This window comes from Streptomyces sp. NPDC090022 (assembly GCF_044748145.1).
In the GTDB taxonomy this organism is placed as follows: Bacteria; Actinomycetota; Actinomycetes; order Streptomycetales; family Streptomycetaceae; genus Streptomyces.
The window spans coordinates 73,810-100,683 of record NZ_JBIVFN010000019.1; the positions used below are offsets into that span (position 1 = coordinate 73,810).

Consider the following 26,874-nt stretch of genomic DNA (forward strand, 5'->3'; position numbering starts at 1 on the left):
AGAGCAACATCTGAGGTTCCGGCACGCCGGTCACCATAGGGTCACGACCGCGCGCGCAGCGCCGGGCGGGGCGGTCCCGTCTCAGGCGGAGGTGTGCTCGCGGTCCTGCGCGCCACCCCTTCTACGGCGAGTCCTGGTTCGCGGCACAGCACGGCATGGCGGACCTGCACCTGAAACAGTGGACCAGCGCCGTGGAGAACCTCACGGTCGGGCTGTCCGGATTCGCGACGTCCTACCGCCGCGACCGGGCCTGGTACAGCGCCTGCCTGGCTCATGCGTACGCGGGCGCAGGCGAGGCCGAGGCCGCACTCTCCACGGCGCTCAGCGTTATCCACGACGCATCGGAGATCGGCCGCCCCCACGCCTGGCGCGAGCTGCACACCGTCGGAGGGCGCCTCCTACGGCAGGGAGCCCCCCAAGGCCGGGCGCTGGTCGATCGGCTCACGGAGCTGGACTGAGCCAGGAAGCGCGAAGGCGTCCCCTCCCGCCCGCAGGGCGCATGCCAGGGGGCGTCCGGGAACTGCCCCTCCGCCAGCTCCTCGGCCGGCCGGGACCTTGCCGAGGTTCTGGGGTTCGTAACCGAGGGGAGCTGAACATGGGTGTGCCGAAGCCTTTGACACATGAGGAGATTGCCGAGCGCCTGGCGGAGCTGCCGGGGTGGGAGCAGGTCGGTGACCAGATCACCCGGACCTATCCGATCCGCTACCACGCCGCCGTGGCTGCGATCGTGACGATCACTGACCGGTCCCGGCGTATCCAGCACCATGCTGATCTCGACCTGCGCATCGATCACCTGCGCGCCAGCATCACGACGCACGATGCGGGGTACCGACTGACAGCCGCGGACTTCGACCTCGCGCAGCGCATCGACGCGATCGTCGCAGCGCACCAGGCGCTACCTCTCGACTGACCCCGGACGCCGAAGGCGCCCCTCCCGCCTGTAGGCGAGAGGGGCGTCCAGGAACTACCGGGGTCGGGCAGGTGGCAGCGCGGCGGTCACCGTAGGGTCACGACCGTGCGCGCAGCGCCGGGTGATCGGCCACCACGGTCGCCGAGCCCGGGGCGATCTCAGTGAGTGCAGGAGCCCGGATTCAGGTGGCCGCAGAGCACGTCCGACGCAGGCTGTGCAATGTCGGGCCGACGCCGCACAGTCAGGCGCGCGACCCAGGCGGCCCGGAAGATCGTCGTACCGGCGAACCGACCGCGGCCATGCCACGGAAGGTAATCCGGCTGGACGCCGGACGATCTGCTTCCCAACCCGTTCGTAAGCGTGTAAAACGAGTCCCGCCGGCGTCCCAGGTGGCACCGGCGATCACCGGAGGGGTCGATCGGTGCGAGCGGGTGGGTCGCCCACCGCCCGGCAGAGCGCACGACCGGGGACGGCGTCCAGTCCCACGACCCCCAGCGCGATGTTCCGGCCATGGGATGCGTCGTTCAAGTCGCTTGTAAGGCAAACAAGTTCAGCCAGGATTCCGCGCCGGCGCCGCCCTGCCACACTGCTTGCTGCTCCGTCAGGAGTGCGCGGCGAATCATCGCCGCTCCGGGTCGGGGACGAACCGGAGCAGGCGTCCATGCTCGTGGGAGGGGAACAGTGGCACCTCAGGAATCCCTGCTCAAAGTGTACGGAGACCGGTCCTACCGGCACGTGACGATGGCCCGGCACCAAGGCACGACCATCGCATTCGCGATGGACGCGGCCCGCCGGATCGTCTACTCCGTGCTGGACCTGGCCGGACAGCAGGTGAAGGGCGATACGGACGCGGCGTACTGGAGCGAGAACCCGGTCGAGCTGGCCTTTCCCCGGGAACTGACCGAGGTGGGGTACGCCGTCGTCGGGGCGACGGCGATGCCCACGGTCAAGCGCGGCGGCGCCGAGGCGGCCGCCGACGAGCGGCCCACGGCCGGCGAGATCGACCCGTACCTGTCCACGACCGCGCGGCTGACGGCGGACGCCCCGTTCCACGCGCTCTCCGACGGCACGTACGTGGTGGTGCTGCGCCAGTCGGTCGGCGAGTCCGACCCGGGCGCGGTGTACAAGCTGACCGGTGGCGGCTGCTCAGGGAACGCGTCCCGGACCGACTACGTGCTCAGCGGCACGAAGAAGGTGCCGCTGGTGCGCGACACCCTGCTGGTCGACCGGTTCCTGCTGGTGGACGGCAAGCTCAAGCCGGTCCTGGAGGTGCGCTACAAGCGCAGCCGGCACGCCACCCGTCCCGAGTCGGCCAAGGACAGCCTGGGCACCGAGGACATGGAGGGCAGGCCGTTCTACGAACCCACCCAGGAGCTGTCCTTCGTCCGGAACCTGACCCGGGGCCGGTTCGCGGCCGTCCTGGTGCCCACCGCGATCAACAGTGTCCAGCGCTGGCAGCTGTTCGCCCACAACGACTCCACCGGCCGGGTGGACTGCTTCAACGTCGAGCAGGGCGCCCAGGGCCTGTTCAACACCCAGGGCACCCGCTTCTACACCAGTCCGGATCCGTCCTACCGGGACTCGGTGTTCGAGCGCAGCCCGGGCACGTGCCCCTTCACCGGGCGCGAACTGGTGCCGGTCACGGGGAGCGAGGGGCACGCGGAGACCGCGGTGCGGCTGACCGGGTCGAACGACACCCACATCGACCTCGGCGATCCGGCGGCGCTGCGCTTCGGCGGCCGGGCCTACTCGATCGAGGCCTGGGTCAAGCCCGTTGGCCTCGACGGGCCGGTGCTGGCCCGGAGCGGGGAGTACCGGCTGGGCCTGGACGCCTCCGGGGCGGTGACCCTGACCCACGAGGGTGCGCCGTCGGCGCTCACCTCCACCGAGACGGTGCCGACCGACGTCTACACCCACATCGCCGCCACCTTCGACGGCACGACCGCGAGGCTGTACGTCAACGGCGTGCCGTGCGGCAGCGGAGCGCTACCCTTCGCCCCGGTGACCGGCGCGGACACCCTGATCGGCAAGGACGTCACCGGCGGCACGGGCGAGCTGTTCGACGGCGACCTCGACGAGCTGCGGATCTGGAACCGGGTGCGGTCCGACACCGAGATCAAGGATCAGCTGAACCACCGTCTGATCGGCAACGAGGCCGGCCTGGTGGCCTACTACCGCTTCGACGAGGGTGACGGGAACACCGTCTACGACCAGACGGACCGGGGCCTGCACGGCACGCTCGACGGCGACGCCAGGTGGACCGGCTCGGACGCCCCGGTCGGCGACCACCCCGGAGTGCGGCGGGACAGCTTCGTCATCAAGGGGCGCACGATCACGTCCGGCATGTCGGCCCTGCTCTACCACCAGCAGGAGAACGTCGTCGCCGGGTACCGGGCCGATGCCAAGCCCGCCAAGCGGCAGGCCCGGGTGATGCTGGCCTTCGCCGCCAAGTACGGCCAGGACCCGGCCGTGGTGACCCTGGACTTCGCCGTCGGCCGGGACGGCCGGCTCGCCCAGGCGCCGGACGTGCTGGACCCGGCGGTGCTCAGACGGCCGACGAAGGGGACGGACTCGGAGCAGGTCAGCTCGCTGCAGCAGTTGATCAAGCGGCTGGAGCCGGAGATCGCCGACCTGCAGCTGAAGATCGGCCGGCTGTCCGGTGTGGCCGGCCTGCTGGCCGAGCGGCAGGCGGAGCACGACCGGTTGAAGCCGGCGTTCGACGACGTGGAGCGGCGCTACTTCGCCGAGAAGGACCTGGTCACCTCGTGGAACTACACCATCGACCTCAAGAACCCGCGGGTGCTGGGCGCATACACGCACCGGAGCATCCACTCCATCGATTCGGCCGGCGGCGGCGCCTCGGTGATGGTCACCCCTGACGTCCGCTCCAGCTGGCGGGTGGAGGCCGTCGGCCAGAGCCAGGACGGCAGGCCCTGCTACTGGGTGGTCAACAACCGGTCCGGCCAGGACCTGCACGTCATGGGCAACTCGATGGCGGAGAACGCCCAGCTGAACGTGATCACCCGGGAACCGGCCAACCCGGGCGCCCAGTTCCAGCTGGTCACCGAGGGCGACTTCGTCCGCATCGTCAACCGCGGCAGCCGGCTCGCGATCGGCCTGCCCGTCACCTCCCAGCAGATCTTCGTGGTCCAGGCGAAGGAGTTCCTGACGGCCGAGACGGGCCTGCTGCGCATGCTGCGCGCCGGCATGCGCTCGGGCCTGGACGTGACGTACCCGGCGGCCAAGGCGCAGATGGACGCGGCGCGCGAGCTCCTCCAGGAGGCCCGGACAGCCAAGCAGCGGGCCGACGAACTCACCCTCATGCTGGCCGCCCACCAGGTCGAACTGAAGGACGCACAGGCCAAGTTGGCCAACCTGTCGACCGCCCTCCAGGGCGACGACGACCTGACGGTCGCCATGCCGCTGCTCGCGGTGGACACCACCGGCCTGAGCCTGTCCGGCGGCCTGCTCGAATTCGCCCGCGGCACCGACCGGCCCGCACTGCTCGACAGCGGCACCGGCAACGTCGTGCTGTACTTCCGCGGCACCAACGACCAGTTCTTCGCCGCCTACTACGACACCGCCGTCATCCGCGGCACCCAGAGCCTGGCCGGGAGCGGCGGCACACTCGGATTCCTCGCCCGTGACCCGGGCATCGCCCTCGGCAACTGCACCATCAAGGTCGCCGACGGCGACGCCCCCGGCCGCTGCGACCTGACCATCACGCTGGGCAACGAGACCGAGACCTGGCGGTCGCTGCCCCGCAAGGCCGACCAGATGGCCGCCGCACTGGCCGGCAACCCCGGCCGCCCGGTGACGGTCGGCGCGGTCGCCCGGTTGACCGGCAGCACCGTGGAACTGACCGGGGCCACCACCGTGGTGATCCCCGCCAAGGCCCACCTGACGATCGGCAGCAACGGCTACGCCGCGGACTCCGACGCCCCCATCGGCTCCAAGACACTCACGCTGACGGCCGCGGCCACCACGGTCAAACCGGGCGACAAGGTCAGCCTGGTCGGCTACGACTGGGCCCGGGCGGAGTCCACCCGGCCCGGCGTGCTGCTCTCCGCCGGCTCCCGCCTGGTCGGGCTGACCACCGGCGACGTCGACTCCGTACCCAACGGCACGGCCAAGCCGACGATCACCGGCCGCGGCTGCCGATGGCGCGCCGAGATGCCCGGCCGGGCCTTCCTGTTCGACGGCAAGGAGCAGTACCTGGCGCTGCCCGCCGGCAAGCAGCAGAACGTCGCCACCACCGGCGACCTGACCATGGAGGCCTGGGTCAACCCCGAGTCCGGCCAGGGCCGGATCATCCACGCCAAGACGGACGCGTCGGGGTACTCCCTGGCGCTCGTCCCGGTCGGCCTGCCCGTGAAACAGTTCATCGGCGACACCAAGGTCGAGCTGACCGGCTCGCTCGACCTGTCCAACCGCGACTTCACCGTCGAGCTGTGGGCCAAGCGCAACCAGGCCCGGGGCCGCCGGGAACCGCTGCTGACCCACGGGGCCATGGACGGCCGGGTCGACCAGACCCTGCACCTGTGCTTCGAACCCGACGACACCTTCATGTTCGCCCTGTACGGCGACGCCGTGAAGACCACCCAGCCCTATCCGGACCTCGAGTGGCACCACTGGGCAGCGGTGTACAAGAACGCAACCCGTGAGCTGATCCTCTACCGGGACGGCACCGAGGTCGCCCGCGGCACCTCCGCGGGGCCCTACACCGGCAACGGGCCGCTCGTACTCGGCCACCAGGCCTTCACCAACCTCTACCTCGACGGCCAGATCGACGAGGTGCGCGTCTTCGGGCGGGTGCGCACCGCCCAGGAGATATCCGCCCAGCGCTACCAGCGCCTGTCCGACCGGGAGCCCGGCCTCCTCGGCCGCTGGACCTTCGACGGGCCGAGCACCCCGGCCTCACCCATCAAGGGCTACCAGGTGGTGGCGCGGGTCGGCGAGCGCGTGCTGAGGTCGGCGGAGCGCTTCCCGTGCAACGAGTGGGCCCACCTGGCCGCGACCTTCACCCAGTCCTGGGCGCTGCGCCTGGACGGCGGCGAGGGCCTGGCGGTAGCCCCACAGAACGCGCTGGACGTCCTGGAGGACCTCACCATCGAGGCCTTCGTGCAACTCGACAAGCTCGGCAAGCCGATGGGCCTGCTCGCCAAGGGCACGGTCGTCGACGGCGGCCGCGACGGCGTCCCCTACCAGCTGGGCCTCACCGCCGACGGCAGGCTGGAGTTCGCCTTCGCCGAGGCCGACGGCAAGGCCGTCCGGTACACCTCCGAGCGGGCCGTCGCGGCCGGCGTCCTCACCCGGGTCACGGTGGTGCGGGAGCGCCGCAAGCCCGAGGTGACCGGGGCCCAGGCGGGCGCCGCCGCCCAGCCCGAGCAGGACATTCGCTTCTACCTGGACGGCGCCCCGGCCGGCAGCCACGTGTACCGGGGCCCCGGCGCACAGTCCAACGGTCAGGAAGTGGAGATCGGACGAGGGCTGACCGGCGTGCTGTGCGAGGTCCGGCTGTGGAACGCCGCCCGCCCGGCCGTCCAGCTCGGGCTGCCGGCCACCGCGCGGGACAAGGGGCTGCTGGCCCGCTGGCCGTTCAACGAGAACACCGGCAACGTCACCTCCGACGTCTCCGGCTCCTTCCCGGCCAAGCTCCGGGGTGCCCGCTGGACCCGTGACGTCGACCCCGCCGCCAGCCCGCTGCGGCTCTACCGCAACGGCGAGCCGCTGGCCGAAGGCCAGGTCACGGCGCAGGACACCGCCCCCTGGGGCGACGCGCAACTGACCCTCGGCGCCCGGTTGGTCGGCGGCAAGCCGGCCGACCCGCTGACCGGCACGTTGGAGGAGGTGCGCATCTGGCGCACCGTCAGGACCCGGGAGCAGATCTCCGACAACCTGTTCGCCCGCCTGCGCGGGGACAAGCAGGACCTGCTCGGCTACTGGCCCTTCGACCGGGACTCCACCGAACCCGGCACCACCTCCGTACGCGACGAGGGCCTGCGCGGCAACAACCTGGCCTTCTCCCCGAAGCGGCCACGGATCCTGCTCTCCACCGCGCCCGTCTCCACCGACACCGCCCAGGTGCGCTCCGCGCTCGCCGACGTCCGCACGCCCTTCCACGACACCATCGCCGGCGCCCCCGGCGCCACCGAGTACGCCGACCTCCAGTACGACGCCAAGGGCGAGACGCCGCTCGGCGTGCTCAAGCGCTGCTACGGCTTCGTCCGGGACGGCCGCTGGCACCTCGTCACTGGCTACAAGGTGGGCGACCTCACCACCGAATGGGTCGGCCAGGCCCAGTTCGACCCGCAGCTCATGGGCTACATCGAGGGCGCCCCGCCGGTGCCCTCGGAGAACCTCACCGACAAGCCCGACGGCTACGCCGGCACCTCCTCGGTGGAGTTCACCGAGGCGGACCAGGTGGTACGCAGCCTGTCCTCCAGCAGGACCAGCAGCGTCAACACCGCCTTCGAGTTCGCGCTCGCCGGGGAGACCGACGCGAGCGTCATGTCGGTCAACGCGCCGCTCGGCGTCGGCATCGCGAAACCACTGGCCGAGGGCCAGATGAAGGTCGGGGTCTCGGGCGGCCTGGAGTTCTCCAACACCTGGAGCCAGGACACCAGCGTCAGCCAGGGCCAGAACACCACCCGCAAGACCAAGCTGGCGCTGACCGGGTACCCGGAGGACTCCGCCAAGGTGCTGAACTCCGCCATCGGCCGGCGCTTCGTCCCCGCCAACACCGGCCTTGCGCTGGTGCAGTCGCAGACCGCCGATGTCTTCGCGCTGCGCCTGGCACACACCGGCGCCCTGGTCGCGTACCGGATGCTGCCCAACCCGGACATCCCGCTGGACTGGAACATCATCCACTTCCCGATCAACCCCCGCTACGTCAAGCAGGGCACCCTCGACGGCGCGGTCGGCTTCGACGACCGCGGCAAGGTCACCGACCCCGACTACCCCACCGCCACCGGCTACGGCGAGTACAGCTACTTCAAGCCCCGAGACGCCTACGCACTCAAGCGCCGCATCACCCGCGACCAGCAGCGGATGCACGCCTTCTACGAGTCGGTCTCGACCGAGACCGGCCACCACACGGGCGACGACCCGGCCGAGGCCCAGGCCACGTCGATCCTGCGCGGCATGGGAATGACGGCGGACCCGCAGGCCACGAGCCGCCGCGGCGGCACCGGCTCCGCCGCCCGCGGCTTCTCGCACCGGGACCTGGTCAACACCTACGTCTGGACCGCGCAGGGCGGCTTCTTCGCCGAGACCACCGAGGCCACCGACGCCGTCAGCGAGACCACCTCCGGCTCCTACAGCTTCAACCACCACGTCGGCGGCAACCTCTCCTTCAGCTTCGGCTTCCTCGACCTCGGCTGGAGCGGCTCGCTCGACGCCTCCCGGGGCGGCGGCTTCAGCGTCACCCGGGCCAAGGGCAAGGACTCCTCCCGGGCCTTCGGCCTCGACGTCCAGTGCGCGCCCTCGGGTGACCTGCAACGCCGCGACACCAACGGCAAGCCGCTCTACGACGCGGCGGGCAAACCCGTCCTCGTGCCGGGCAAGGTGGACGCCTACCGCTTCCTCACCTTCTACCTCGGCGAGACCAGCGCCAACTTCGACGACTTCTACCACAAGGTCGTCGACCCCCAGTGGCTCGCAGGCAGCGACGTGCCCGACGCCGCCGCCCTGCGGCAGTCCCGCCAGAACACCACCAAGCCCCCGTGCTGGCGGATCCTGCACCGGGTCACCTACGTCAGCCGCGTACTCGCACCCGTCCCGCCGCCCGGCGCGCCGCCGCTGGAAAAGGCGATGCGCGCCGAGAACATCGACAGCAACTACGAGCTGATCAAGCGCCTCGAACCGTACGTGCGCCGCGCCGCCACCAGCACCGGCAGCCTGGCCGCCGCCACCCGCGACGTGCTCGCGGCCCAACTGCCCGAACTCGTACCGCACGCACCCGAGATCATCGACTACCTCACCCGTTACTTCGGAATAGAGAACTGACATCCGCCCGGCTCTCCGGCAAGGCCGGAGAGCCGGGCCCCGCCATCGGGGGGCGCTTGCGGGTCCAGGACACAGGGCCGCGAGGCATCACGAGCGCCGGAGGCGGGGGGTAGGGCAGTAGCGCGTGCCGCCTTCGAGTGCGACAGTCGGCCCGGGGGCGATCTCCGTGAAGCCGGCGTCCTGGACCACCGGCAGTCCGCTCGTGGTCAGCTCCGCCCAGCGATCGGGCGTGGCCGTACGGACCGCCAGGCGGAAGCCGGACTCGCGCCAGGCCTTGCGCTCGGTGCCGGTCAGCTCCCACCACGCCAGCTGCGCCCCGTGTCCGGCCTGGGCCATCGCCTTGCCCGCCGACATCTCCAGCCCGGGGTTGGTCCACAGCACCGGGATTCCGGGCTCCGCCGGTCCGGCCGGCTCGGGGTCGTCCAGATCGGTGCCCGAGACCTGGAGCTTGGCCAGCTCCTTCGGCCAGCCGTCGAGGGGCACGGGCGGGAACACGCGCACCTGCGACATGTCACCGTGCACGGTGATGCCCGGCAGCGTCTCCGCCTTGCGCCACTCCGCGCCCCGGGCCCGCCGGACGACCTTGCGGATCCGCGCGTCCTGCCAGTCGCTGACCGCGCGGGCCCATTCGCCCTCGCCGTGCGCCCGCTCGTCCGAGAGCAGGACGAGCACCGCGCGCGCCGCCGTCTCGAGCGCGTCCGTCCGGGCCGGGGGCTCCGCCTTCTCGATCCGCACCACCAGGGGCAGGACGAACTGCGGGGCCTCGTCCCGCGCGAGGCGCCGCTGCGCGAAGGGACTCTCCTCGACGGGACCGTCGGTGGCCGGACCGGCTCCGGCCGGGCTGTCACTGCTGTTCATCCGGCCAAGTCTGCCAGGGCCGCCGCGCGGCTCCGACCCCAGGAGGAGGGCACGGATCACGTTCCCGCCGCCGGGCTCCCCCTCCAGAAGGATGCCTGGGGCTTTCGCCCCGGGGGAGGATCGAGGAATGAAGAGCGACCCTTTCGCGTCCGAACACCCCGCCGAGCCGTCCGCCGCCCCGGGCGCGGGTTCCTGAGCGTGCGGCTGACCGGCGTGGGCCACCGCCACGGCGCGCGGGGGCCGTGGGTCCTGCGCGACGTGGACCTCGAACTCCCGCCCGCCACGCTCGTCCGCGTCGAGGGCGGCAACGGCGGCGGCAAGTCCACCCTGCTGCGCCTGATCGCCGGGGCGGACACCCCTGCCGTGGGCCGGATCACCGGCCGCCCGCGCCGCACGGCGTACGTGCCCGAGCGCTTCCCGCCCGCCCTGCCGCTGACCGTCGGCGCCTACCTCGCCCACCTCGGCCGGATCCAGGGCCTGACGGCCACCGGCGCGGCGGAGCGGGCGGCGTACTGGCTGGAGCGGTTCGGCGCGGGGGACCGGGCGCGGACACCGCTCGCCGACCTCTCCAAGGGCAGCAGCCAGAAGGTGGCCGTCGCCCAGGCCCTGCTCGCCGCCCCCGCACTGCTCGTCCTGGACGAGGCGTGGACCGGCCTCGACACCGCCGCCCGGGCCGAGCTCGACCAGGCGGTCGCCGAGCGCACCGCCGACGGAGCCACCGTGGTGTTCGTCGACCACGACCCCCGGCGCCTGGCGGGGCGGTGCGACGCCCGCTACCGGGTCGGGGGCGCCGCCCTGGCGCCCGTACGGCCGGACGACGACCGGGGCCCGTACCTGACGATCGACGCGCTCGGCCCGCCCGGCTCGGCCCCGCCCGCCGCGCTGCCCGACGGTCTGCCGGTGCGTCCCGCGGCGGGCGGCGGGGTCCGCCTGACCGTGCCCGCGGCGCGCTCCGACGCCGTGCTGAGGGTGCTTCTGACCGCTGATCCGCCCTGGCACATCCGGGGCGTCGCCGCCGTGGAGGACCGCCGGTGACCGCGCTGCTGCGCTATCAGGCCGCCCTGCTGCTGCGTTCGCAGCGCTGGCTCGCCCCCCTGCTGCTGTACGCGGCCGTGCTCGTGGTCGGTGTCCGGCCGGGAGACCCGGTCCCGGACTCGCTGGGTGTCGCGGCGGCCGCCCTGCTCCCGGTGACCGCCTGGCTGGTACGGGTCTGCCTGACCAACGAGCCGGACGCGGCCCGGGACTGCGCGGCCGTCGCGGCCGGCCCCGCCGGGGCGGTGCGGATGCACGCGGCGGCCCTGCTGACCGGGTTCGGCGGGGCGGTGCTCGCCGGAGCGGTGGCGTCCGTGGCCGTCCTCCTCACCGGCGCCCCGGCCGGGCGCGGCGCGGCGCCCGCCGGGGCGGCCGCCGTCCTGGTGTGCGCGCTGACCGGCACGGCGGTCGGGGCGCTGTGCAACCGGCCGCTGCTGCGCGCCCCCGGCTACGCGGTCACCGCGGCGTGCCTGGCCACCCTGCTGGCCCTGGTGACGAGCGGGTCGCCGGCCCGCGCGGCGGTGTCCGGGCTGGTCACCGCCGGGGGTCCGGGCCCGGTCGCGGTACCGTACGCCGCCCTGGCCGGCGCGGCCCTGCTGGCCGGCGGGGCAGGGGCGGTGGCCTGTGCCCGGGTCCGGCGGCGCGGCTGAGGGGGCGGGCCGCTCGGTAGGGTGGAGGCATGGACGAGAACGCGTCGTACTGTCCCGCCCCGGCCCCGGCGGCCCCCGCCGCACAGGCCGACGGGCCGCCGTACGCGGACTGCCTGGCCTGCGGCCGGCCCACCGAATACGGGGTGGCCACGCCGGGTGTGGTGCTGTGCCCGGTGTGCGAGTGGCAGGAGGCCCAGCGCACCGCCTGCTCCGGCTGAGCGCCGGGTCCGGCTCCGGGGCTGGGTCCGGCTGAGCGCCGGGTCCCGCTGAGCGCCGAGTCCGGGGTCCTAGCGTCCGACGAGCTCGGAGACCTTCACGAAGCGGTAGCCGCGCTTGCGCAGCTCCGGGACGATCTTCGCGATCGCCTCCTCGGTGACCGGCGCCGCGCTGCGCGTGCAGTGCATGACCACCACCGACCCGGGCTTCACCCCGGCCAGCACCTGTTCGGCCACCGCCGCCGGGTCCGTGGCGAAGGCGTCCCCGCTGACCACGTCCCACTGGACGGCCGTCACCTTCGCCGTGGCCAGCGCGCGCAGTGCCGCCTCGTCGTAGCAGCCGCCGGGGAAGCGGAAGTAGGGGACGGTGTTGACCGCGCCCGCCTTGCGGAAGGCCGCGAAGGCCCGGTCCACGTCGGCGCGGCCCGCCGCGGGGTCGAGCACGGGCAGCCCGTAGCAGGGGGAGGTGAAGGCGTGGTGGCTGTAGGAATGGTTCGCGATCTCGAACATCGGATCGGTCCCGATGGCCTTCACCTGGTCCGGGTACTCCTCGGCCCAGCGCCCGGTCATGAAGATCGTCGACGGCACCTTCAGGTTGCGCAGGGTCGTGATCAGCTGCGGATTGTCGAACCGTTCCCCCGAGGCCGCGCGCGGCCCCTGATCGGAGGTCATGTCGGCGTCGAAGGTCAGGGCGACCGTCTTCTCGGTCTGCTGCTTCGCCCGCGCGAACACCGGGGTCAGGCCGTTCGGGCCGGGAGCCAGGGTCGGCGGCCTGGCCGGGCCCGGGGCGGCCTGCGGGGCGGCGCTCTGCGACGCCGAGGCGGAGGAGGGGGCGGCGGGCGAGGCGGAGGCCCCCATACGGGCTCCCGCGCGGGCTCCGTCCGGGGTCGCGGTGCCGCCCGCGCAGCCGGCGAGGACGGCACCGAGCGCGGCGACGACGGCCGCGGTGCGCAGTGAAGTGGTCACCTACGCAAAATATATGACTATCTGCAAATCGGACGGAGGTGGCGTCCGTTTGCGCCGAAATCACCCGCCGGTGGCAGCCACCTCACTGCGCCAGGAGGCGGGCGCGGCACTCCGCCACGTCGAAGTCCGCCGCCGGGTACCGCGGCGCCATGTCCTCCAGGTGCTCCAGCAGCAGCCGGCTGATCACCCAGTTGCGGTACCACTTGCGGTCGGCGGGCACGACGTACCAGGGCGCGGCGTCCGTCGAACACCGTTCCAGCGCCAGCTCGTACGCGTGCTGGTAGGCGGGCCACAAGGCGCGCTCGTCGATGTCGCCCGGGTGGAACTTCCAGTGCTTGCCGGGGTCGTCCAGCCGGGCCAGCAGCCGCTTGCGCTGCTCCTCGAAGCCGAGGTGGAGGAACACCTTCACCACGGTCACGCCGTCGTCGGCCAGGCTCTGCTCGAAGCGGTTGATCTGGCCGTAGCGGCGGCCCAGCAGCCGGCGCGGCACCAGTTCGCGCACCCGGGTGATCAGGACGTCCTCGTAGTGCGAGCGGTCGAAGACGCCGATCTGGCCCGGCCGGGGGAGGGCCCGCCTGATCCGCCACAGGAAGGGGTGGCCGAGCTCCTCGGGCGTCGGCGCCTTGAAGGCGGTGATGCGGCAGCCGGACGGGTTGAACTGCCCGACCACGTGCGCGACCACACCGCCCTTGCCGCTCGTGTCCATGCCCTGCAGGATCAGCAGCACGCTGCGGCGGTCGCCCGCGGTGCTCGCCGCGTACAGCCGGTCCTGGAGCGCGGCCAGCCGCGGTCCCAGCGCGGCGGTGGCGGCCACTCCGGCGGCCTTCCCGCCCGGGCCCACGGGGGTGCCCGCCGGGTCGACGCCCGCGAGGTCGACCGGCTTGCCCACGGGCACCCGGAACACATCGCGCACCCGTGCCTCCGGCAGGTCGCCCTGGAGGGCCTTGGGGCCCGCTTCCTCCGCCGGTGCGGCCCGCCGGGCCTCGTCCCGCTCCGCGGCGACCGCCTGCTGCGCCTTCCCGGGCGCGGGGCCCTTCCGCTCCCGCGCGGCCTTCCCCTCCTCCGCCGGCTTCCCGGCCGTCTTCGGCCCCTTCTTCCGGTCCGGCTTCCCGCGCGGCTTCCGGTCCGGGGAATCGTCCTTCTTGGCCACCGCAACCCCAATCCCGTCGGTTCCGTCCGATCTTCCGTCACATCGGGAGGAACCGCGACGCGGGGCGGCGGCGGGCGGGGGTCAGTGCCAGGGGCCGGTCACCGCGAACGTCGTGCCCGGCGCGTAGGCGTTGACGTACATGGTCCGCCCGTCGGGCGAGAAGGTGACCCCGGCGAACTCGCCCCACTCCGGGGCCGCCGCGGTGCCGATGTTGTCGGCGTTGCGCGCCATGACGTACACCGCGCCGTGCCGGGTCACACCGAAGACGTACTGTTCGCCGCCGCCGTCCTCGCAGACCATCAGCCCGCCGTCCGGCGCCAGGCAGATGTTGTCCGGCGACTCCCCGGGCAGCCGGACGTCGGTGGCCGGGCCGAAGACCACCTCCAGCCGGATCCGGGTGCGCAGCGGATCGTAGAACCACACCTGCCCGGAGTGGTCGGCCGCCGCGCCCTCGCGGCCGCGGGCGTAGCTGGAGACGACGTACACCCCCGACCCGCCCCAGTAGCACCCCTCCAACTTCTGCGCGTGCGTGACGCCGCCGCGCCCGAAGTCCTGGAGTCGTACGGGTGTCCGGGCCGCCGACGGGTCGGGCACCGGACGCCACTCCACGGGGAACTCGGCCCCGGGCTCCTGTACGACGGCCAGGTCGGCGATGCCCGGTACCCGCAGCGCCTGGAGCTCGCCGCCGGCGCGCAGCGATCCGGTGCCGCCGAGCGGCCGCCGGGGCAGGAACCGGTAGAAGAGCCCGAAGGGCTTGATGAAGGCGTCCTCGGTCTCGTAGACGATCCCGCGGTACGGGTCCACGGCGACCGCCTCGTGCGCGAAGCGGCCCAGCGCGGTCAGCGGCACCGCGCCCGTGCGGCGCGGATCGGCGGGGTCCACCTCGAAGACGTAGCCGTGGTCGCGCGCGTAGCCGCCGGCGCTCGCGCGGTCCTCGGTCTCCTCGCAGGTCAGCCAGGTGTTCCAAGGGGTGCGGCCGCCCGCGCAGTTGACGGCGGTGCCCGCGATCCCCACCCGCTCCCCGAAGACCGCGCCCCGTGCGTCGAGCGTGAGGACCGTACAGCCGCCCAGCGCGGCCGGGTCGTACGTCAGCCCGCTGACCGCCGGTACCCGCAGGGCGGCCGTGAGCCGGTTCTCGTGGTTGCGCACCAGCCGTACGCCGCCGCGGCCGGCGCGGAAGGCGGCCATGCCGTCGCAGTTGGCCGGGACCCGGCCCTCGCCCGAGCGCAGGGTGTCCCCGGCCCGCGACAGCAGCCGGTAGCCGAAGCCCTCCGGCAGGTCGAGCAGTCCGTGCGGATCGGGCACCAGCGGCCCGTACCCGCCGCCGGTGGCCTGCGGGCCGGCGCTCGGACTCCCGGCGAACAGGGCACCCAGGGCCCCGCTGAACGCGACGGCACCACCGGCGAGCACCCGGCGTCGGTCGAGGGGCATCGGCAACTCCCCGGAACGGGACAGGAGATGTGACCGAGCCGTGGTACCACGGGCGCCGCGCCCGCGCGGCGGCGACGCGCGGAGCACGCCCGGCGGGGCGCTCCGCGCGGCGGACCCGGCGCCGGTCCCGGCACCGGTCCGGGGGCTGGTGCGGCGGCCCCCGGACCGGCACCGGTCAGCGCCCGTTCAGGCGAGCCTCGCGTTCAGGCGAGCTTCGCGCTCAGGGTGATCGTCGTACCGGTCAGCGCCTGGCTGACGGGGCAGTTCTTCTTGGCGTCCTCGGCCGCCGCGACGAAGCCGTCGTTGTCCAGGCCCGGCACCTCGCCCTCGACGGTCAGGTGGATGCCCGTGATGCCCTCGCCCGGCTGGAACGTGACGTCGGCCTTGGTCTCCAGGCGGGTGGGCGGGGTGCCCTTGCCGGCCAGGCCGTGGGACAGGGCCATCGAGAAGCAGCTGGAGTGGGCGGCCGCGATCAGCTCCTCCGGGCTGGTCTTGCCGTTCGCCGCCTCCGCGCGCGAGGGCCAGGAGACGTCGTAGGAGCCGATGCCCGAGGAGTCGAGGGTGACCACACCCTTGCCCTCCAGCAGGTTGCCTTCCCAGACGGTGTGCGCGTGACGCGTGGTGGCCATGATGGGTCCCTTCGCAGAGAATCGCAGCGGTATGCGGTCGCCGGATCCGGCCGATGGGCCGTCCGGCGTCCCCCAACCTACTGCGCCACCAGCCCCTTTGCGTCGCGGGCGAGCGCGGTGAGCCGCGAGATGGCCCGGAAGTACTTCTTGCGGTAGCCGCCGTTCAGCATCTCCTCGCTGAACAGCCGGTCGAAGGGGACGCCCGAGGCGAGCACGGGTATCTCCCGGTCGTAGAGCCGGTCGGCGAGCACCACCAGGCGCAGCGCGGTCGACTGGTCCGGCACCGGTACGACGTCGGTCAGGCAGACCGCCGATATCCCCTCGGTGAGCGCGCTGTAGCGGCTCGGGTGCACGCGGGCCAGGTGCTCCAGCACGCCGGGGAAGTCGTCGAAGGTCGCGCCCGGGGTCGCGTACGCGGCCTTGGCCACCTGCTCCTCGGAGTACGGCGCCGGCGCCTGGGGCAGGCCGCGGTGGCGGTAGTCCTCGCCGTCGATGCGCAGCGGGCGGAAGTGCGCGGACAGGCCCTGGATCTCGCGCAGGAAGTCGACGGCCGCGAACCGGCCCTCGCCCAGCTTGCCGGGCAGCGTGTTGGAGGTCGCGGCGAGCGCGACACCCTGCTCGACCAGCTTGCTCAGCAGGCTGGAGACCAGGACGGTGTCGCCCGGGTCGTCGAGCTCGAACTCGTCGATGCACAGCAGCCGGTGCCCGCCCAGGGTCTGCACGGTCTTCTGGAACCCGAGCGCGCCGACCAGGTTGGTCAGCTCCACGAAGGTGCCGAAGGCCTTGAGGGAGGGGGCCGCCGGGGTGGCGTGCCACAGGGAGGCCAGCAGGTGGGTCTTGCCGACGCCGTAGCCGCCGTCGAGGTAGACCCCGCGCGGGGCGGCCGGGGCGGTGTTCTTCGGCGTCCTCGTGAACCAGCGGCGCTTGCCGGAGCCGCTGGCGTGGGCCCCGCCGAGCCCGGCGGCGAAGCCGCGCAGCACGGTGACGGCCTCGGCCTGGCTGGGCTGGTTCGGGTCCGGGTCGTACGTGTCGAAGCGCACCCCGTCGAAACGCGGGGGCGGCACCATCTCCGCGACCAGCCGTTCGGCGGGCACGTGGGGCTCGCGGGCACACAGGGACTGCGGGCCCGCGCTGGGTATCGGGCTCCGCCCGGAGCCGGAACCGGACGCGGTGAGAGATGTTGACACAGCTCTTAACTCTACGGGGCGTGTCACACTGCACCGATGCGACGCCTGTTCCCTGTGACCGATCAGACACCGCTCCCGGACGACCGTGAATGGTCCCTGGACGAGATCGCGGAGGCCTACGCCTATCCCGGGCTCGCCCCGGACGCCCACTGGCTGCGCGCCAACATGGTCTCCTCGCTGGACGGGGCCGCCCAGCACGACGGGCGCTCGCAGCCGATCTCCAGCGACACCGACATGCGGATCTTCGGCACCCTGCGGGCGCTGGCCGACGTGGTGGTCGTCGGCGCGGAAACGGTTCGGCTGGAGGGCTACCGCCCGGCCCGGGCCCGGGAGGCCTTCGCCGCCCGGCGCGCGGCCGCCGGCCAGGGCCCCGCGCCCGCGATCGCGGTGGTCACGGCGAGCCTGGACCTGGATTTCACCCTGCCGCTGTTCACCTCCCCGCTGGTGCCGACCCTGGTGGTCACGGGCGCGGCCGCCCCGCCGGACCGGCTGGCCGCCGCCGCCGACGCCGGGGCCGAGGTCGTGATCGCGGGCGAGGGCGCCGGGGTGGAGCCGGGGCGGGCGGTACGGGCCCTGGCCGAGCGCGGGCTGCGGCGCCAGCTCACCGAGGGCGGGCCGAGGCTGCTGGGGCAGTTCGTGGCCGCCGGGGTGCTGGACGAGCTGTGCCTGACGGTGTCCCCGACACTCACGGCGGGGGACGCCCAGCGCATCGCCGGCGGGCCGCGGGTGGCCGTACCGAGCCGCTTCGGGCTGGGCTCCGTACTGGAGGAGGCCGGGTTCCTCTACACCAGCTACCGTCGGATCTGACAAGAGGCGGAATTTGTCGTTCCGCTTAGCTCCTGCGGGGCACATATATCTGCGCAGGCCCCGTGGCACAGCGGGGCAGGATGGTTTCCGCAGGGGCCGACCACGGCCCATGAAGGAGAGGGCGTCCGTGTTCACGAGCGTATTGATGATCGAGAAGCCTCTGACACCCGTAGACGTGGACTTCGTCACCACCCTGCACGGAGACGACCCGGTCTCCTTCTTCGTCCTCATGCAGCCCCGCGGCGACCAGGACCGGCTGCTGCGCGCCATCGACGACGTCGCCCTCGGTGAGCTCCCCGAGGCGATCCACGAGGGCGACGAGCCCGAGGGGGACGCCGCGCGGGGGCCCGCTGCGCAGGCCCTGGAGTACTCCCTGGAGGCCCTGCGCAAGAAGCACGCCAGGGCGGTCGGCCAGCTCATCGAGGACCACCCGCTGGACAAGCTGAAGTCCGTCGTGGAGGAGACGGGGGCCGACGAGGTGATCGTCCTGACCGCTCCGCACTTCGTGGAGGAGTTCTTCCACCGCGACTGGGCCTCGCGGGCCCGCCACAAGGTCGGCGTCCCGGTGCTCAAGCTCTTCGCGCACAACGAGTGACACCGATGCCGGCGCGCGCGTCCGGCGCGCGCCTTGGTCATCCCGGCACGTACCCTCGCCATCCCGGCGCGTCCCCTCGGCATCCCGGCGCGTGCCCTCGGCATCCCGGCGCGTCCCCTCGGCATCCCGGCGCGTGCCCTCGGCATCCCGGCGCGCGACACCCGCGCGCCATCCGCACGACGCCGCCGCAGCCCCGCCAAGGAATTAGGCTGGGGTGCCACACCCCGGCCCCGGGGTGCGACATGTCGACCTCGATCCTGGAGCAACCCGTATGACGCCCGGCCTGCCGACCGCCATGGACCGCCCCCACTTCATCGGCATCGGCGGGGCCGGGATGTCCGGGATCGCGAAGATCCTCGCCCAGCGCGGCGCCCAGGTCGCCGGCAGTGACTCCCGCGACTCCGACACCGCCGACGCGCTGCGCGCCCACGGCGCCACGGTGCACATCGGGCACGCCCCCGGCCACCTCTCCGACGACGCCACCTGCGTCGTCATCTCCAGCGCCATCCGCGCCGACAACCCGGAGCTCGCCCGCGCCGCCGAGCTCGGCGTGCCCGTCGTGCACCGCTCCGACGCCCTCGCCGGCCTGATGCACGGCCTGCGCCCCATCGCGGTCGCCGGCACGCACGGCAAGACCACCACCACCTCGATGCTGGCGGTCTCCCTCTCGGCCCTGGGCCTGGACCCCTCGTACGCCATCGGCGGCGACCTCGACGCTCCCGGTTCCAACGCCCACCACGGTGCCGGCGACATCTTCGTGGCCGAGGCCGACGAGAGCGACCGCAGCTTCCACAAGTACGCCCCGCAGGTCGCGATCATCCTCAACGCCGAGCTCGACCACCACGCGAACTACGCCTCCATGGACGAGATCTACGAGTCCTTCGAGACCTTCGTCGGCAAGGTCGTCCCCGGCGGCACCCTGGTCGTCTCCTCGGACCAGGCCGGCGCCGCCGAGATCGCCGGCCGCGTCAGCGGCAACCGCGACCTGAACATCGTCACGTACGGCGAGCACGAAGGCGCCGACGTCTGGATCCGCAAGATCACCCCGCGCGGCCTGACCAGCGAGGTCTGCGTCGTCCTGGACGGCCGCGAGATCGTCTTCACCGTCTCCGTGCCCGGCAGCCACTACGCCCACAACGCCGTCGCGGCCCTGGCCGCCGGCGTCGCCCTCGGCATCCCGGCCGAGGAGCTCGCGGCCGCCCTCGGCAAGTACACCGGCGTCAAGCGCCGCCTCCAGCTCAAGGGCGAGGCCGCCGGCGTCCAGGTGATCGACTCCTACGCCCACCACCCGACCGAGATGACCGCCGACCTCCAGGCCATCCGCGGCGCCGCCGGCGACGCCCGCATCCTGGTCCTCTTCCAGCCCCACCTCTTCTCCCGCACCCAGGAGCTCGGCAAGGAGATGGGCCAGGCCCTGACCCTGGCCGACGCCTCCGTCGTCCTGGACATCTACCCGGCCCGCGAGGACCCGGTCCCCGGCGTCACCAGCGAGATCATCATCGCCGCCGCCCGCGCGGCCGGCGCCGACGTGACCGCCGAGCACGACAAGAGCGCGGCCGCGGCCGTGGTGGCGGGAATGACCAAGCCCGGCGATCTTGTTCTCACGATGGGCGCGGGGGACGTCACGGACATCGGTCCGCAGATCCTCGCCCACCTGTCGCACTGACGCGGCGGGCGGCGGAACGGAACCGAGGGAGCGGGAGCACAGCCATGGCATACGAAGTCGAGAAGCCCGATGAGCAGTGGCAGGCGGAGCTGACCCCGTCCGAGTACCAGGTCCTGCGCCTCGCCGGCACCGAGCCCGCCTTCCGCGGTGAGTACACCGACACCAAGACCGCGGGCGTCTACTCCTGCCGCGGCTGCGGTGCGGAGCTCTTCCGCTCGGACACCAAGTTCGAGTCGCACTGCGGCTGGCCGTCCTTCTACGACCCGAAGGACACCGACGCGGTGGAGCTCGTCGCGGACACCTCCCACGGCATGGTCCGCACCGAGGTCCGCTGCGCCCGCTGCGGCTCCCACCTGGGCCACGTCTTCGAGGGCGAGGGCTACGCCACCCCGACCGACCAGCGGTACTGCATCAACTCGATCTCGCTGCGCCTGACGCCTGACGCCTGACGCCTGACGCCTGACGCCGACGAAGGCTGAGGCGCGCGTTCACGGACGTGAACGGCGGAGGGCTCCCGTTCCGCGGAACGGGAGCCCTCCGCCGTATCCGGCCCAATGCCATGCCTCAACCGGCCCTCGAGGCACGGGACGCGCCACGACGGCACCGCCGGCAACCTGCGGCTGGCCGACCCGGCGATCAAGACCGCCTGATCCTGTGCTCCGCGCTCCGCGCTCCGCGCTCCACGGTGTGAGGCGGGGCCGGCTGGGCAGTACGTACGGCGTCGGCTCCGCCCCCGCCACCGAGGGAGAACGCATGGCCATCGCCCACCGCAGGATCGGTACCGGACCCGTCCGTGCCATCGTCCTGCACGACTGGTTCACCACCTCCGCCCACTGGGGCTCCGTGCTGGACCACTTCGACCCCGAGGGTTTCAGCTACGCCTTCCTCGACTACCGGGGCTACGGCGACCGCAAGGAGGTCCCCGGCCGCTACACCCTCCCCGAGATCGCCGACGACGTCCTCGCCCTCGCCGACGAACTGGGCTGGGACACCTTCTCCCTCGTCGGCCACTCCATGGGCGGCAAGGCGATGCAGCAGGTCCTGGTCCGCGCGCCGGAACGGATCGAGAAGCTCGTCGGCGTCGCGCCGGTGCCCGCCGCGCCGTACGCGATGGACGACGACACCCGCACCCTCTTCTACGGAGCCCCGGACGACCCCGACAAGCGCCGCGCCATCATCGACCTGGTGACCGGGCAGCGCACGAGCCGGCACTGGCTCGCCGGCATGGTCGCGCGCTCCCTCGACACGGCGCTGCCCGAGGCGCTCGCCGGCTACCTGGCGAGCTGGCAGCCGCTGGACCTGTCGGACGCCGTCAAGGGCAGTACGGTCCCGGTGCTGGTCCTGGTCGGCGAGCACGACCTCGCGCTGACGGCCGACGTCATGCGGGCCACGTGGAAGGTCTGGTACCCGAACTGCCGGATCCACAGCCTCGCGGGCTGCGGCCACTACCCGCCACAGGAGACCCCGGTCGCCTTCGTGACGGTGGTGGAGACCTTCCTGCGGGGCTAGGGGTCCGTCCGGTGGATCATCGCCGGCTCGTGCGCCTTGGGCAGGAGGCGGTCGATCGCGGCCAGGGAGAGGGCCGAGACGATGAAGGCGAGGTGCACGATCACCTGCCACATCGTCTGCTGCCACTGCCAGCCCTCCCGCGAGATCTCGATGAACGACTTCAGCAGGTGGATCGAGGAGATCCCGATGATGGCGGTGGCCAGCTTGACCTTGAGCACGTTGGCGTTGACGTGGCTGAGCCACTCCGGCTCGTCGGGGTGGCCCTTGAGCCCCACCCGGGCGACGAACGTCTCGTAACCGCCGACGATCACCATCAGCAGCAGGTTCGCCACCATCACGACGTCGACGAGGCCCAGGACGACCAGCATGGTCCGGGTCTCGTCGAGGTCGTCGAAGGCCCCCACGAGATGGGTCAGCTCCTTGAGGAAGACCCATACGTACACCATCTGCGCCACGATCAGCCCGACGTACAACGGCAGTTGCAGCCACCGGCTCAGGAACATCAGCCGGCCGATGCGGTTGCCGGGCGTCGCGGCCGCGGCCGCGGCCGCGGCCGCGGATCCGGACGCGACGGGGGCGGGGGCGGGGGCGGCGGCCGGGGCCGCCGACGGCGCGGGCCGGGTGGGCGGTTCGGGCCGGGTGGGCGGGGCGAGGGGCATACACGGCTTTCGGCATCGGGGGGCGGGACCGGACCCTTCCAGGATGTCCGGGCCCGGCTTCGCGGACCTCGGCCGCACGGGCAGGACTCCCGGCCCGCCTCCATCGAACGGACGACCCCGCAGGTCGTACGTGCCGTGCCCGCCCCGGCCGTCTGCCCGCCGCCCGCCCGCGCCCCGCGCCCCGCGGCCCGGCGGCCCCGCCGTGCTCAGCCGACCGCGCCGGTCTCCCACGCCCAGGCGGCGATCTCGACCCGGTTGCGCAGGCTCAGCTTCGCCTGCACCGACACCAGGTGCGTCTTGACCGTGGACAGCGAGATGAAGAGCTCGTCGGCGATCTCCTGGTTGGTCCGGCCGCGCGCGACCAGCCGTACGACCTCCAGCTCGCGCCCCGACACCGGCGGCTCCCCGCCGGCGCCCGTCCCCGGCGCCGGGCCCGGATGGCCGGGCGCGGCACGGAGCCGTTCCAGCAGCCGTACCGTGACGGCGGGGGAGACCAGCGCGTCCCCGCGCGCGGCCGCCCGTACCGCCTCCACCAGCAGCCCGGGTCCCGCGTCCTTCAGCAGGAACCCGCTGGCACCGCCGCGCAGCGCCCCGTAGAGGTAGTCGTCCATGTCGAAGGTGGTGACGATCACCACCCGCAGCGGGTCGGCGACCCCCGGACCCGCGAGCGCCCGGGTCACCTCCAGCCCGTCCAGCCGGGGCATGCGTACGTCGACCAGGCAGACGTCCGGCCGCAGCCGGCGCGCCAGCTCGACGCACTCCGCGCCGTCCGCCGCCTCGCCGACCACCTCGATGCCCGGCTGGGCGCCGAGGATCAGCGCGAAGCCGGTGCGGACCATCTCCTGGTCGTCGGCGATCAGGACCCGGATCTCGCTGCTGCTCATGGCCTCGATCCTGCCAGGCCGAGCAACGGGAAGACGCCGGTCACCCGCCAGCCCCCGGCCGGGAGCGGCCCGGCGGAGAGCGTCCCGTCGACCGCCTCGACCCGCTCGCGCAGCCCGATCAGGCCCAGCCCGCCCCGTCCGCCCGGCGGGCCCTGGCCGCGTCCGGGACCGGCGTCGTTGACCACCTCGACGGTCAGCCGCTCACCGTCGGTGCTCAGGCTCACCCGTGTGACGGGTGACCCCGGGGCGTGCCGCGTCACGTTCGTCAGCGCTTCCTGGACCAGCCGGTGCACCGAGGTCTCCACCTCCGGCGCCAGCCGTACGCCGGTGCGCACCCCCTCCGCCAGCTCCAGCACCGCGCCGGGCCGGTCGGCGACCAGCCGGCCCAGCTCGGCGATCAGGTCCTGCGGCCGGACGGACCCGCTGTCCTGCTCGCGCAGCACCCGGACCAGCCGGCGCATCGAGTCGAGGGTCTCGGCGCCGGCCTGCTCGATGGAGCGCAGCAGCGGCTCGAGGCGTTCGGGGGCGGTGGCGCGGATGGCCTGCGCGGCCTGCGCCTGCACCACGATGCCGGTGACGTGGTGCGCGACGAAATCGTGCAGGTCACGGGCGAGTTCGTGGCGTTCGTGCTCGCGCACGGCGGCGATGGCGCGGGCCCGGCGGGCATCGAGGATCCGCAGGTAGCCGCCGAGGCCGGCGGCCGCCCCGGCCAGCAGGGTCAGGGCGAAGGCGGCGGTCTCGGCCGCGCGGTCGCTGGGCATGCGCAGCGGCGCGCCCGCGGCGGCGATCCAGAGCAGTACGCACAACGGCACGACGCGGCGCGGGGCGGTGTGCCGGGCGGCGTGGGCCAGCAGCACCAGCAGGGCCCCGGACTCCAGCAGGCCCCAACTGCCGCCGGTGCCCCGGCTGGGCAGCAGCAGCGCGGCGGTGACGGCGAGCGAGAGCACGGCGGCGACCACGCCCCGCCGTTCAGGAGGGCCGCAGGGCAGCAGGGCCACGCCGGCGACGACAGGACCGGCGGCCAGGACCACCCAGGCACGGGGGTCGGCGACGGTCGCCCAGTCCACGGCCCACAGGGCGGCGCAGAGGCCCGCGAGGAGCAGGCCGGCCGGGGTGGGGACGGGTCGCCGCATCGCAATCCTGGGGGTGGGGGTGGGGGTGGGGATGGGGGAACGGGCACGGGCACGGGCACGGGGGACGAAAAAGCCCGTGGGGGGTACGAGGAAAACCTCGTACCCCCCACGGGATCACAGGGTGAGTGACGGGACTCGAACCCGCGGCCACCTGGACCACAACCAGGTGCTCTACCAACTGAGCTACACCCACCACGAAGGGCGGCGGACCGCCCGTTCGATGTGCACGCACAGCATAGCCGATCAGCGGGGCGCTCCCGCGCCGCGCTGTCCGGCGGAGGGCCGCACGGCGGAGCGGGCGTGCTCGACGGCGGCCGCGGCGAAGCCCCGTACGACGGGATGCGGCCGGCCGCCGTCGCCGTCGCCGTCGCCGTCGGCCCCGCGCAGCTCGGGCTGGAAGAGCGTGGCGAGGAAGAAGGGGTGGCCGGGCAGCTCGACGACGCGGACCTGGCCGTCCTCGTCGTGCCCGGACAGCCGCAGGCCGTGCGCGGCGAGGGCGGGCAGGTGGCGGGGCGCGGGCCCGTAGGCGCAGTGGTAGCGCTCGGTGGACCGCTCGGCGCCGAGCACGGCCTCGGCGAGCGAACCGGGCTCGGTCCGTACGACGCCCTCGTGCCCGACCAGCGAACAGGCGAGCGGGGCGATCAGGGGGTCCTCGGCATCGGGATCGTTCTCGGCGTGACCGGCCCCGGCGAGGCCGCAGACGTTACGGGCGTACTCGAGCAGCGCGTGCTGGAAACCGCCGCAGGTGCCGAGGAACGGAATCCCGCCCTCCCGTGCGGCCCGCACGGCGGCGACGGCGCCGGCTTCGCTCGCGTACGGACTCCCGGGCAGCACCCAGACGGCGTCGAACCCGGCGAAGGACTCGGTCGCGGCGTCGGGCGTGGGGATCCAGTAGGCGTCGAGGACGAGGCCATCGCGCCGGGCGAGGGCGTCGAGCAGCGCGGGGACGCGGCGGTGAGAGGTGACATGGGGAGAACGGTCGCCGACGAGGGCGAGTGTCGCGGTGGCCATGCCGTTTATGGTGACCCCGCCGCCCGCACCCTGGCCAACGACGGTTCCTGACCCCCCGATAAGCCGCCCTGATACCGCCAGGTCCGCCGTCCGGCCATCCGCTGTCCCGCCGTCTCGTCGGCGATCGAGGCGCGGGCGCCGGGGCCGGCCCTGGTTCCAGGGGGCACCTCCCAGCGATGGCCGGGGAAGAAGGGCGGCCCGGGGGAAGAGGCCCTGCGCGGCAGCGGCCCTGTGGATCCAGGGTCGGGTCGTGTGGCGGGGCGTGGCGGGCCGCACCCCGCACCGCGCACTCCGGGCTCGCACTCCGCCCTACGGACCCGGGCTCGGCCCGGGGAAGAGGCCCCGCGCGGCAGCGGCCCTGCGGATCCAGGCTCAGGTCCTGTGGCCGGGCGCGGCCCGCGCACCCCGCATTCCGGGACCCGGCCCGCATTCCGGGACCCGGCCCGCATTCCGGGACCCGGCCCGCATTCCGGCCCCGGCCCGCACCCCGGCACCCGGGGGCCCGGGCCCATGCCGCCGAGGCCGGGGCCCGGGGCCGAAGCCCCGTGGCGGAGGCGCGGTCCCGGCGGAGCCCGGGGTGGTGGGCGGTGCCGGGCGGGGGGTCGGCGGCGGCATGCTGGGCGGCATGGATCCGCACCTCCTGCGCAGCTTCGTCGCCGTCGCCCGCCTCGGCTCCTTCTCCGCCGCCGCCCGCTCCCTCGGCTACACCCAGTCCGCCGTCTCCCAGCACATCGCCACCCTCGAGGGCGACCTCCGCGCCGAGCTCCTCACCCGCCGTCCCGTCGCCCCGACCCCCGTCGGCGCCCGCCTCCTCGAACACGCCGGCCCCCTCCTGCTGCGCCTCGACGCGGCCCGCGCCGACGTCGCACGGTTCGTCACCGCGCCCGCCGCCCACGTCACCCTCGCCGCCGCACCGCTCGCCGTCGGCCCCCGCCTGCTCGCCGCGTTGCCCGCCACCGGCGTCACCCTGCGCGTCGTCGCCCGTGCGGAGGTCTCCGCCGCCGTCGCCGCCGGGGACTGCGACCTCGGGCTCGTCGACGGACTCGCCGCGCCCAGCGACCCGCTGCGGCTCCCGGACGTCGCCCCGCTCACCGTCGCCGGCGTCGACGAGGAGGAGCTCGCCGTGTTGTTCCCGGTCGGCCACCCCCTCGCCCGCCGCGCCGCCGTGCGCCTCGGGGACCTCGTCGACGCCCGCTGGCTCGACGCCCCCGACGCCGGGATCCCGGTCGCCGCCGTACGCGCGGCGCTCGGCGTCCCCGGTCCCGCCCCGGCCCCCGCCCTGCGCTACGACGGCACCGACACCCGCGCCCTGTGCACGCTCGCCGCCGCCGGGCACGGGCTGGTCCTGCTTCCGCTCCGGGTCGCGCGGACCGCCGGCGCGGGGGTCGCCGTACCGCTGTCCGAGCCGCGCCTGGTGCACCGTACGGAACTGCTCACGCCCGGCACCCCGGCCGGCGCGGCGGCCGGTCTCGTGCGGCGGCTCACGGCGCGGGAGTGATGCGCGCCGCCCGGACGGGTACGCCGTCACGGCGCGCCGTGGTGGAGTGACGCCCGCCCGCGGGAGGGCTCGCAAGC

General features: G+C 73.7%; 22 protein-coding genes and 1 tRNA gene. 12 read left to right on the forward strand and 11 right to left on the reverse strand.

Annotated features, from left to right (window positions below):
• The first annotated feature begins 155 nt into the window (after nt 1-155).
• From ACIPXB_RS27375 to ACIPXB_RS27385, 3 genes are all read left to right on the forward strand, one after another.
• On the forward strand, nt 156-458 hold the full coding sequence (locus tag ACIPXB_RS27375) for a hypothetical protein (protein ID WP_401454064.1): 303 nt from the start codon (nt 156-158) through the stop codon (nt 456-458).
• Between the two features lie 137 nt (nt 459-595).
• Nucleotides 596-910 (forward strand): 4a-hydroxytetrahydrobiopterin dehydratase, encoded by a 315-nt coding sequence (locus ACIPXB_RS27380; RefSeq protein WP_401454065.1) that lies wholly within the window; start codon nt 596-598, stop codon nt 908-910.
• A 708-nt stretch (nt 911-1,618) separates the two neighbouring features.
• Nucleotides 1,619-8,917 (forward strand): LamG-like jellyroll fold domain-containing protein, encoded by a 7,299-nt coding sequence (locus tag ACIPXB_RS27385; RefSeq protein WP_401454066.1) that lies wholly within the window; start codon nt 1,619-1,621, stop codon nt 8,915-8,917.
• 87 nt (nt 8,918-9,004) lie between these two features.
• On the opposite strand, the gene ACIPXB_RS27390 is transcribed toward ACIPXB_RS27385, so the two are convergent.
• The gene (locus tag ACIPXB_RS27390) at nt 9,005-9,775 is read right to left on the reverse strand and encodes a peptidyl-tRNA hydrolase (RefSeq protein WP_401454068.1); all 771 of its coding nucleotides are present in this window, start codon (nt 9,773-9,775) and stop codon (nt 9,005-9,007) included.
• A gap of 198 nt (nt 9,776-9,973) precedes the next feature.
• On the opposite strand from ACIPXB_RS27390, the gene ACIPXB_RS27395 reads away from it, so the two are divergent.
• From ACIPXB_RS27395 to ACIPXB_RS27405, 3 genes are read left to right on the forward strand one after another with little or no spacing between them, the layout of a single operon-like run.
• Nucleotides 9,974-10,810 (forward strand): ATP-binding cassette domain-containing protein, encoded by an 837-nt coding sequence (locus ACIPXB_RS27395; protein WP_401454069.1) that lies wholly within the window; start codon nt 9,974-9,976, stop codon nt 10,808-10,810.
• Nucleotides 10,807-11,457: an ABC transporter gene (locus ACIPXB_RS27400; protein WP_401454071.1), complete on the forward strand. Its 651-nt coding sequence runs from the start codon at nt 10,807-10,809 to the stop codon at nt 11,455-11,457. Before ACIPXB_RS27395 ends, ACIPXB_RS27400 begins: the two co-directional genes overlap by 4 nt.
• A gap of 29 nt (nt 11,458-11,486) precedes the next feature.
• Nucleotides 11,487-11,675 (forward strand): hypothetical protein, encoded by a 189-nt coding sequence (locus tag ACIPXB_RS27405; RefSeq protein WP_401454073.1) that lies wholly within the window; start codon nt 11,487-11,489, stop codon nt 11,673-11,675.
• A 69-nt stretch (nt 11,676-11,744) separates the two neighbouring features.
• Here the strand turns inward: ACIPXB_RS27405 and ACIPXB_RS27410 are convergent, their stop codons facing one another.
• The 5 genes from ACIPXB_RS27410 to zapE form a co-directional block, all read right to left on the reverse strand.
• A complete protein-coding gene (locus ACIPXB_RS27410; RefSeq protein ID WP_401454074.1) occupies nt 11,745-12,638 on the reverse strand; it encodes a polysaccharide deacetylase family protein in 894 nt (297 codons plus the stop codon).
• A gap of 82 nt (nt 12,639-12,720) precedes the next feature.
• The gene (locus tag ACIPXB_RS27415) at nt 12,721-13,566 is read right to left on the reverse strand and encodes a PPK2 family polyphosphate kinase (protein ID WP_401454120.1); all 846 of its coding nucleotides are present in this window, start codon (nt 13,564-13,566) and stop codon (nt 12,721-12,723) included.
• 303 nt (nt 13,567-13,869) lie between these two features.
• Nucleotides 13,870-15,219: an alkaline phosphatase PhoX gene (locus ACIPXB_RS27420; protein WP_401454075.1), complete on the reverse strand. Its 1,350-nt coding sequence runs from the start codon at nt 15,217-15,219 to the stop codon at nt 13,870-13,872.
• Between the two features lie 203 nt (nt 15,220-15,422).
• The gene (locus ACIPXB_RS27425; protein ID WP_401454076.1) at nt 15,423-15,848 is read right to left on the reverse strand and encodes an OsmC family protein; all 426 of its coding nucleotides are present in this window, start codon (nt 15,846-15,848) and stop codon (nt 15,423-15,425) included.
• 77 nt (nt 15,849-15,925) lie between these two features.
• Nucleotides 15,926-16,987, reverse strand: coding sequence for a cell division protein ZapE (zapE, locus tag ACIPXB_RS27430; RefSeq protein WP_401454122.1), 1,062 nt, complete (start codon nt 16,985-16,987; stop codon nt 15,926-15,928).
• Nucleotides 16,988-17,071: 84 nt separating this feature from the next.
• Between zapE and ACIPXB_RS27435 the strand changes: the two genes are divergently transcribed.
• The 5 genes from ACIPXB_RS27435 (at nt 17,072) to ACIPXB_RS27455 (ending at nt 21,612) form a co-directional block, all read left to right on the forward strand.
• The gene (locus ACIPXB_RS27435; protein ID WP_401454077.1) at nt 17,072-17,842 is read left to right on the forward strand and encodes a pyrimidine reductase family protein; all 771 of its coding nucleotides are present in this window, start codon (nt 17,072-17,074) and stop codon (nt 17,840-17,842) included.
• 127 nt (nt 17,843-17,969) lie between these two features.
• Entirely contained in the window at nt 17,970-18,437 is a 468-nt protein-coding gene (locus tag ACIPXB_RS27440; protein ID WP_401454078.1) for an indole-3-glycerol phosphate synthase, read from the forward strand.
• A gap of 271 nt (nt 18,438-18,708) precedes the next feature.
• A complete protein-coding gene (gene murC / locus ACIPXB_RS27445; protein WP_401454080.1) occupies nt 18,709-20,103 on the forward strand; it encodes a UDP-N-acetylmuramate--L-alanine ligase in 1,395 nt (464 codons plus the stop codon).
• A 44-nt stretch (nt 20,104-20,147) separates the two neighbouring features.
• A complete protein-coding gene (gene msrB / locus ACIPXB_RS27450) occupies nt 20,148-20,552 on the forward strand; it encodes a peptide-methionine (R)-S-oxide reductase MsrB (RefSeq protein ID WP_401454081.1) in 405 nt (134 codons plus the stop codon).
• Between the two features lie 304 nt (nt 20,553-20,856).
• Nucleotides 20,857-21,612, forward strand: coding sequence for an alpha/beta fold hydrolase (locus ACIPXB_RS27455; protein WP_401454083.1), 756 nt, complete (start codon nt 20,857-20,859; stop codon nt 21,610-21,612).
• Here the strand turns inward: ACIPXB_RS27455 and ACIPXB_RS27460 are convergent.
• The 5 genes from ACIPXB_RS27460 to ACIPXB_RS27480 all read right to left on the reverse strand — a co-directional run bounded on the left by ACIPXB_RS27460 (nt 21,609) and on the right by ACIPXB_RS27480 (nt 25,299).
• Nucleotides 21,609-22,271: a TIGR00645 family protein gene (locus ACIPXB_RS27460; RefSeq protein ID WP_401454084.1), complete on the reverse strand. Its 663-nt coding sequence runs from the start codon at nt 22,269-22,271 to the stop codon at nt 21,609-21,611. The two genes, ACIPXB_RS27455 and ACIPXB_RS27460, sit on opposite strands and share 4 nt — an antisense overlap.
• 206 nt (nt 22,272-22,477) lie before the next feature.
• Complete coding sequence (locus tag ACIPXB_RS27465; RefSeq protein ID WP_401454085.1) at nt 22,478-23,155, reverse strand: response regulator; 678 nt, start codon at nt 23,153-23,155, stop codon at nt 22,478-22,480.
• Nucleotides 23,152-24,288: a sensor histidine kinase gene (locus ACIPXB_RS27470; RefSeq protein ID WP_401454086.1), complete on the reverse strand. Its 1,137-nt coding sequence runs from the start codon at nt 24,286-24,288 to the stop codon at nt 23,152-23,154. The genes ACIPXB_RS27465 and ACIPXB_RS27470 overlap by 4 nt, the downstream gene beginning before the upstream one ends.
• Before the next feature lie 120 nt (nt 24,289-24,408).
• Nucleotides 24,409-24,481, reverse strand: a tRNA-His gene (locus tag ACIPXB_RS27475).
• A gap of 50 nt (nt 24,482-24,531) precedes the next feature.
• Nucleotides 24,532-25,299, reverse strand: a complete 768-nt coding sequence (locus ACIPXB_RS27480) for a hypothetical protein (RefSeq protein ID WP_401454087.1) — start codon at nt 25,297-25,299, stop codon at nt 24,532-24,534.
• A 625-nt stretch (nt 25,300-25,924) separates the two neighbouring features.
• Here ACIPXB_RS27480 and ACIPXB_RS27485 point away from each other — a divergent pair.
• On the forward strand, nt 25,925-26,797 hold the full coding sequence (locus tag ACIPXB_RS27485) for a LysR family transcriptional regulator (protein WP_401454088.1): 873 nt from the start codon (nt 25,925-25,927) through the stop codon (nt 26,795-26,797).
• The last annotated feature ends 77 nt before the right edge of the window (nt 26,798-26,874 follow it).

Coding starts and splice junctions, on each gene's coding strand:
- ACIPXB_RS27375 (WP_401454064.1), top strand. CDS start 156: ATGGCGGACCTGCACCTGAAACAGTGGACCAGCGCCGTGGAGAACCTC.
- murC (WP_401454080.1), top strand. CDS start 18,709: ATGACGCCCGGCCTGCCGACCGCCATGGACCGCCCCCACTTCATCGGC.
- ACIPXB_RS27405 (WP_401454073.1), top strand. CDS start 11,487: ATGGACGAGAACGCGTCGTACTGTCCCGCCCCGGCCCCGGCGGCCCCC.
- ACIPXB_RS27480 (WP_401454087.1), bottom strand. CDS start 25,299: ATGGCCACCGCGACACTCGCCCTCGTCGGCGACCGTTCTCCCCATGTC.
- ACIPXB_RS27470 (WP_401454086.1), bottom strand. CDS start 24,288: ATGCGGCGACCCGTCCCCACCCCGGCCGGCCTGCTCCTCGCGGGCCTC.
- ACIPXB_RS27465 (WP_401454085.1), bottom strand. CDS start 23,155: ATGAGCAGCAGCGAGATCCGGGTCCTGATCGCCGACGACCAGGAGATG.
- ACIPXB_RS27425 (WP_401454076.1), bottom strand. CDS start 15,848: ATGGCCACCACGCGTCACGCGCACACCGTCTGGGAAGGCAACCTGCTG.
- ACIPXB_RS27455 (WP_401454083.1), top strand. CDS start 20,857: ATGGCCATCGCCCACCGCAGGATCGGTACCGGACCCGTCCGTGCCATC.
- ACIPXB_RS27380 (WP_401454065.1), top strand. CDS start 596: ATGGGTGTGCCGAAGCCTTTGACACATGAGGAGATTGCCGAGCGCCTG.
- ACIPXB_RS27485 (WP_401454088.1), top strand. CDS start 25,925: ATGGATCCGCACCTCCTGCGCAGCTTCGTCGCCGTCGCCCGCCTCGGC.
- ACIPXB_RS27420 (WP_401454075.1), bottom strand. CDS start 15,219: ATGCCCCTCGACCGACGCCGGGTGCTCGCCGGTGGTGCCGTCGCGTTC.
- ACIPXB_RS27435 (WP_401454077.1), top strand. CDS start 17,072: ATGCGACGCCTGTTCCCTGTGACCGATCAGACACCGCTCCCGGACGAC.
- ACIPXB_RS27460 (WP_401454084.1), bottom strand. CDS start 22,271: ATGCCCCTCGCCCCGCCCACCCGGCCCGAACCGCCCACCCGGCCCGCG.
- ACIPXB_RS27390 (WP_401454068.1), bottom strand. CDS start 9,775: ATGAACAGCAGTGACAGCCCGGCCGGAGCCGGTCCGGCCACCGACGGT.
- msrB (WP_401454081.1), top strand. CDS start 20,148: ATGGCATACGAAGTCGAGAAGCCCGATGAGCAGTGGCAGGCGGAGCTG.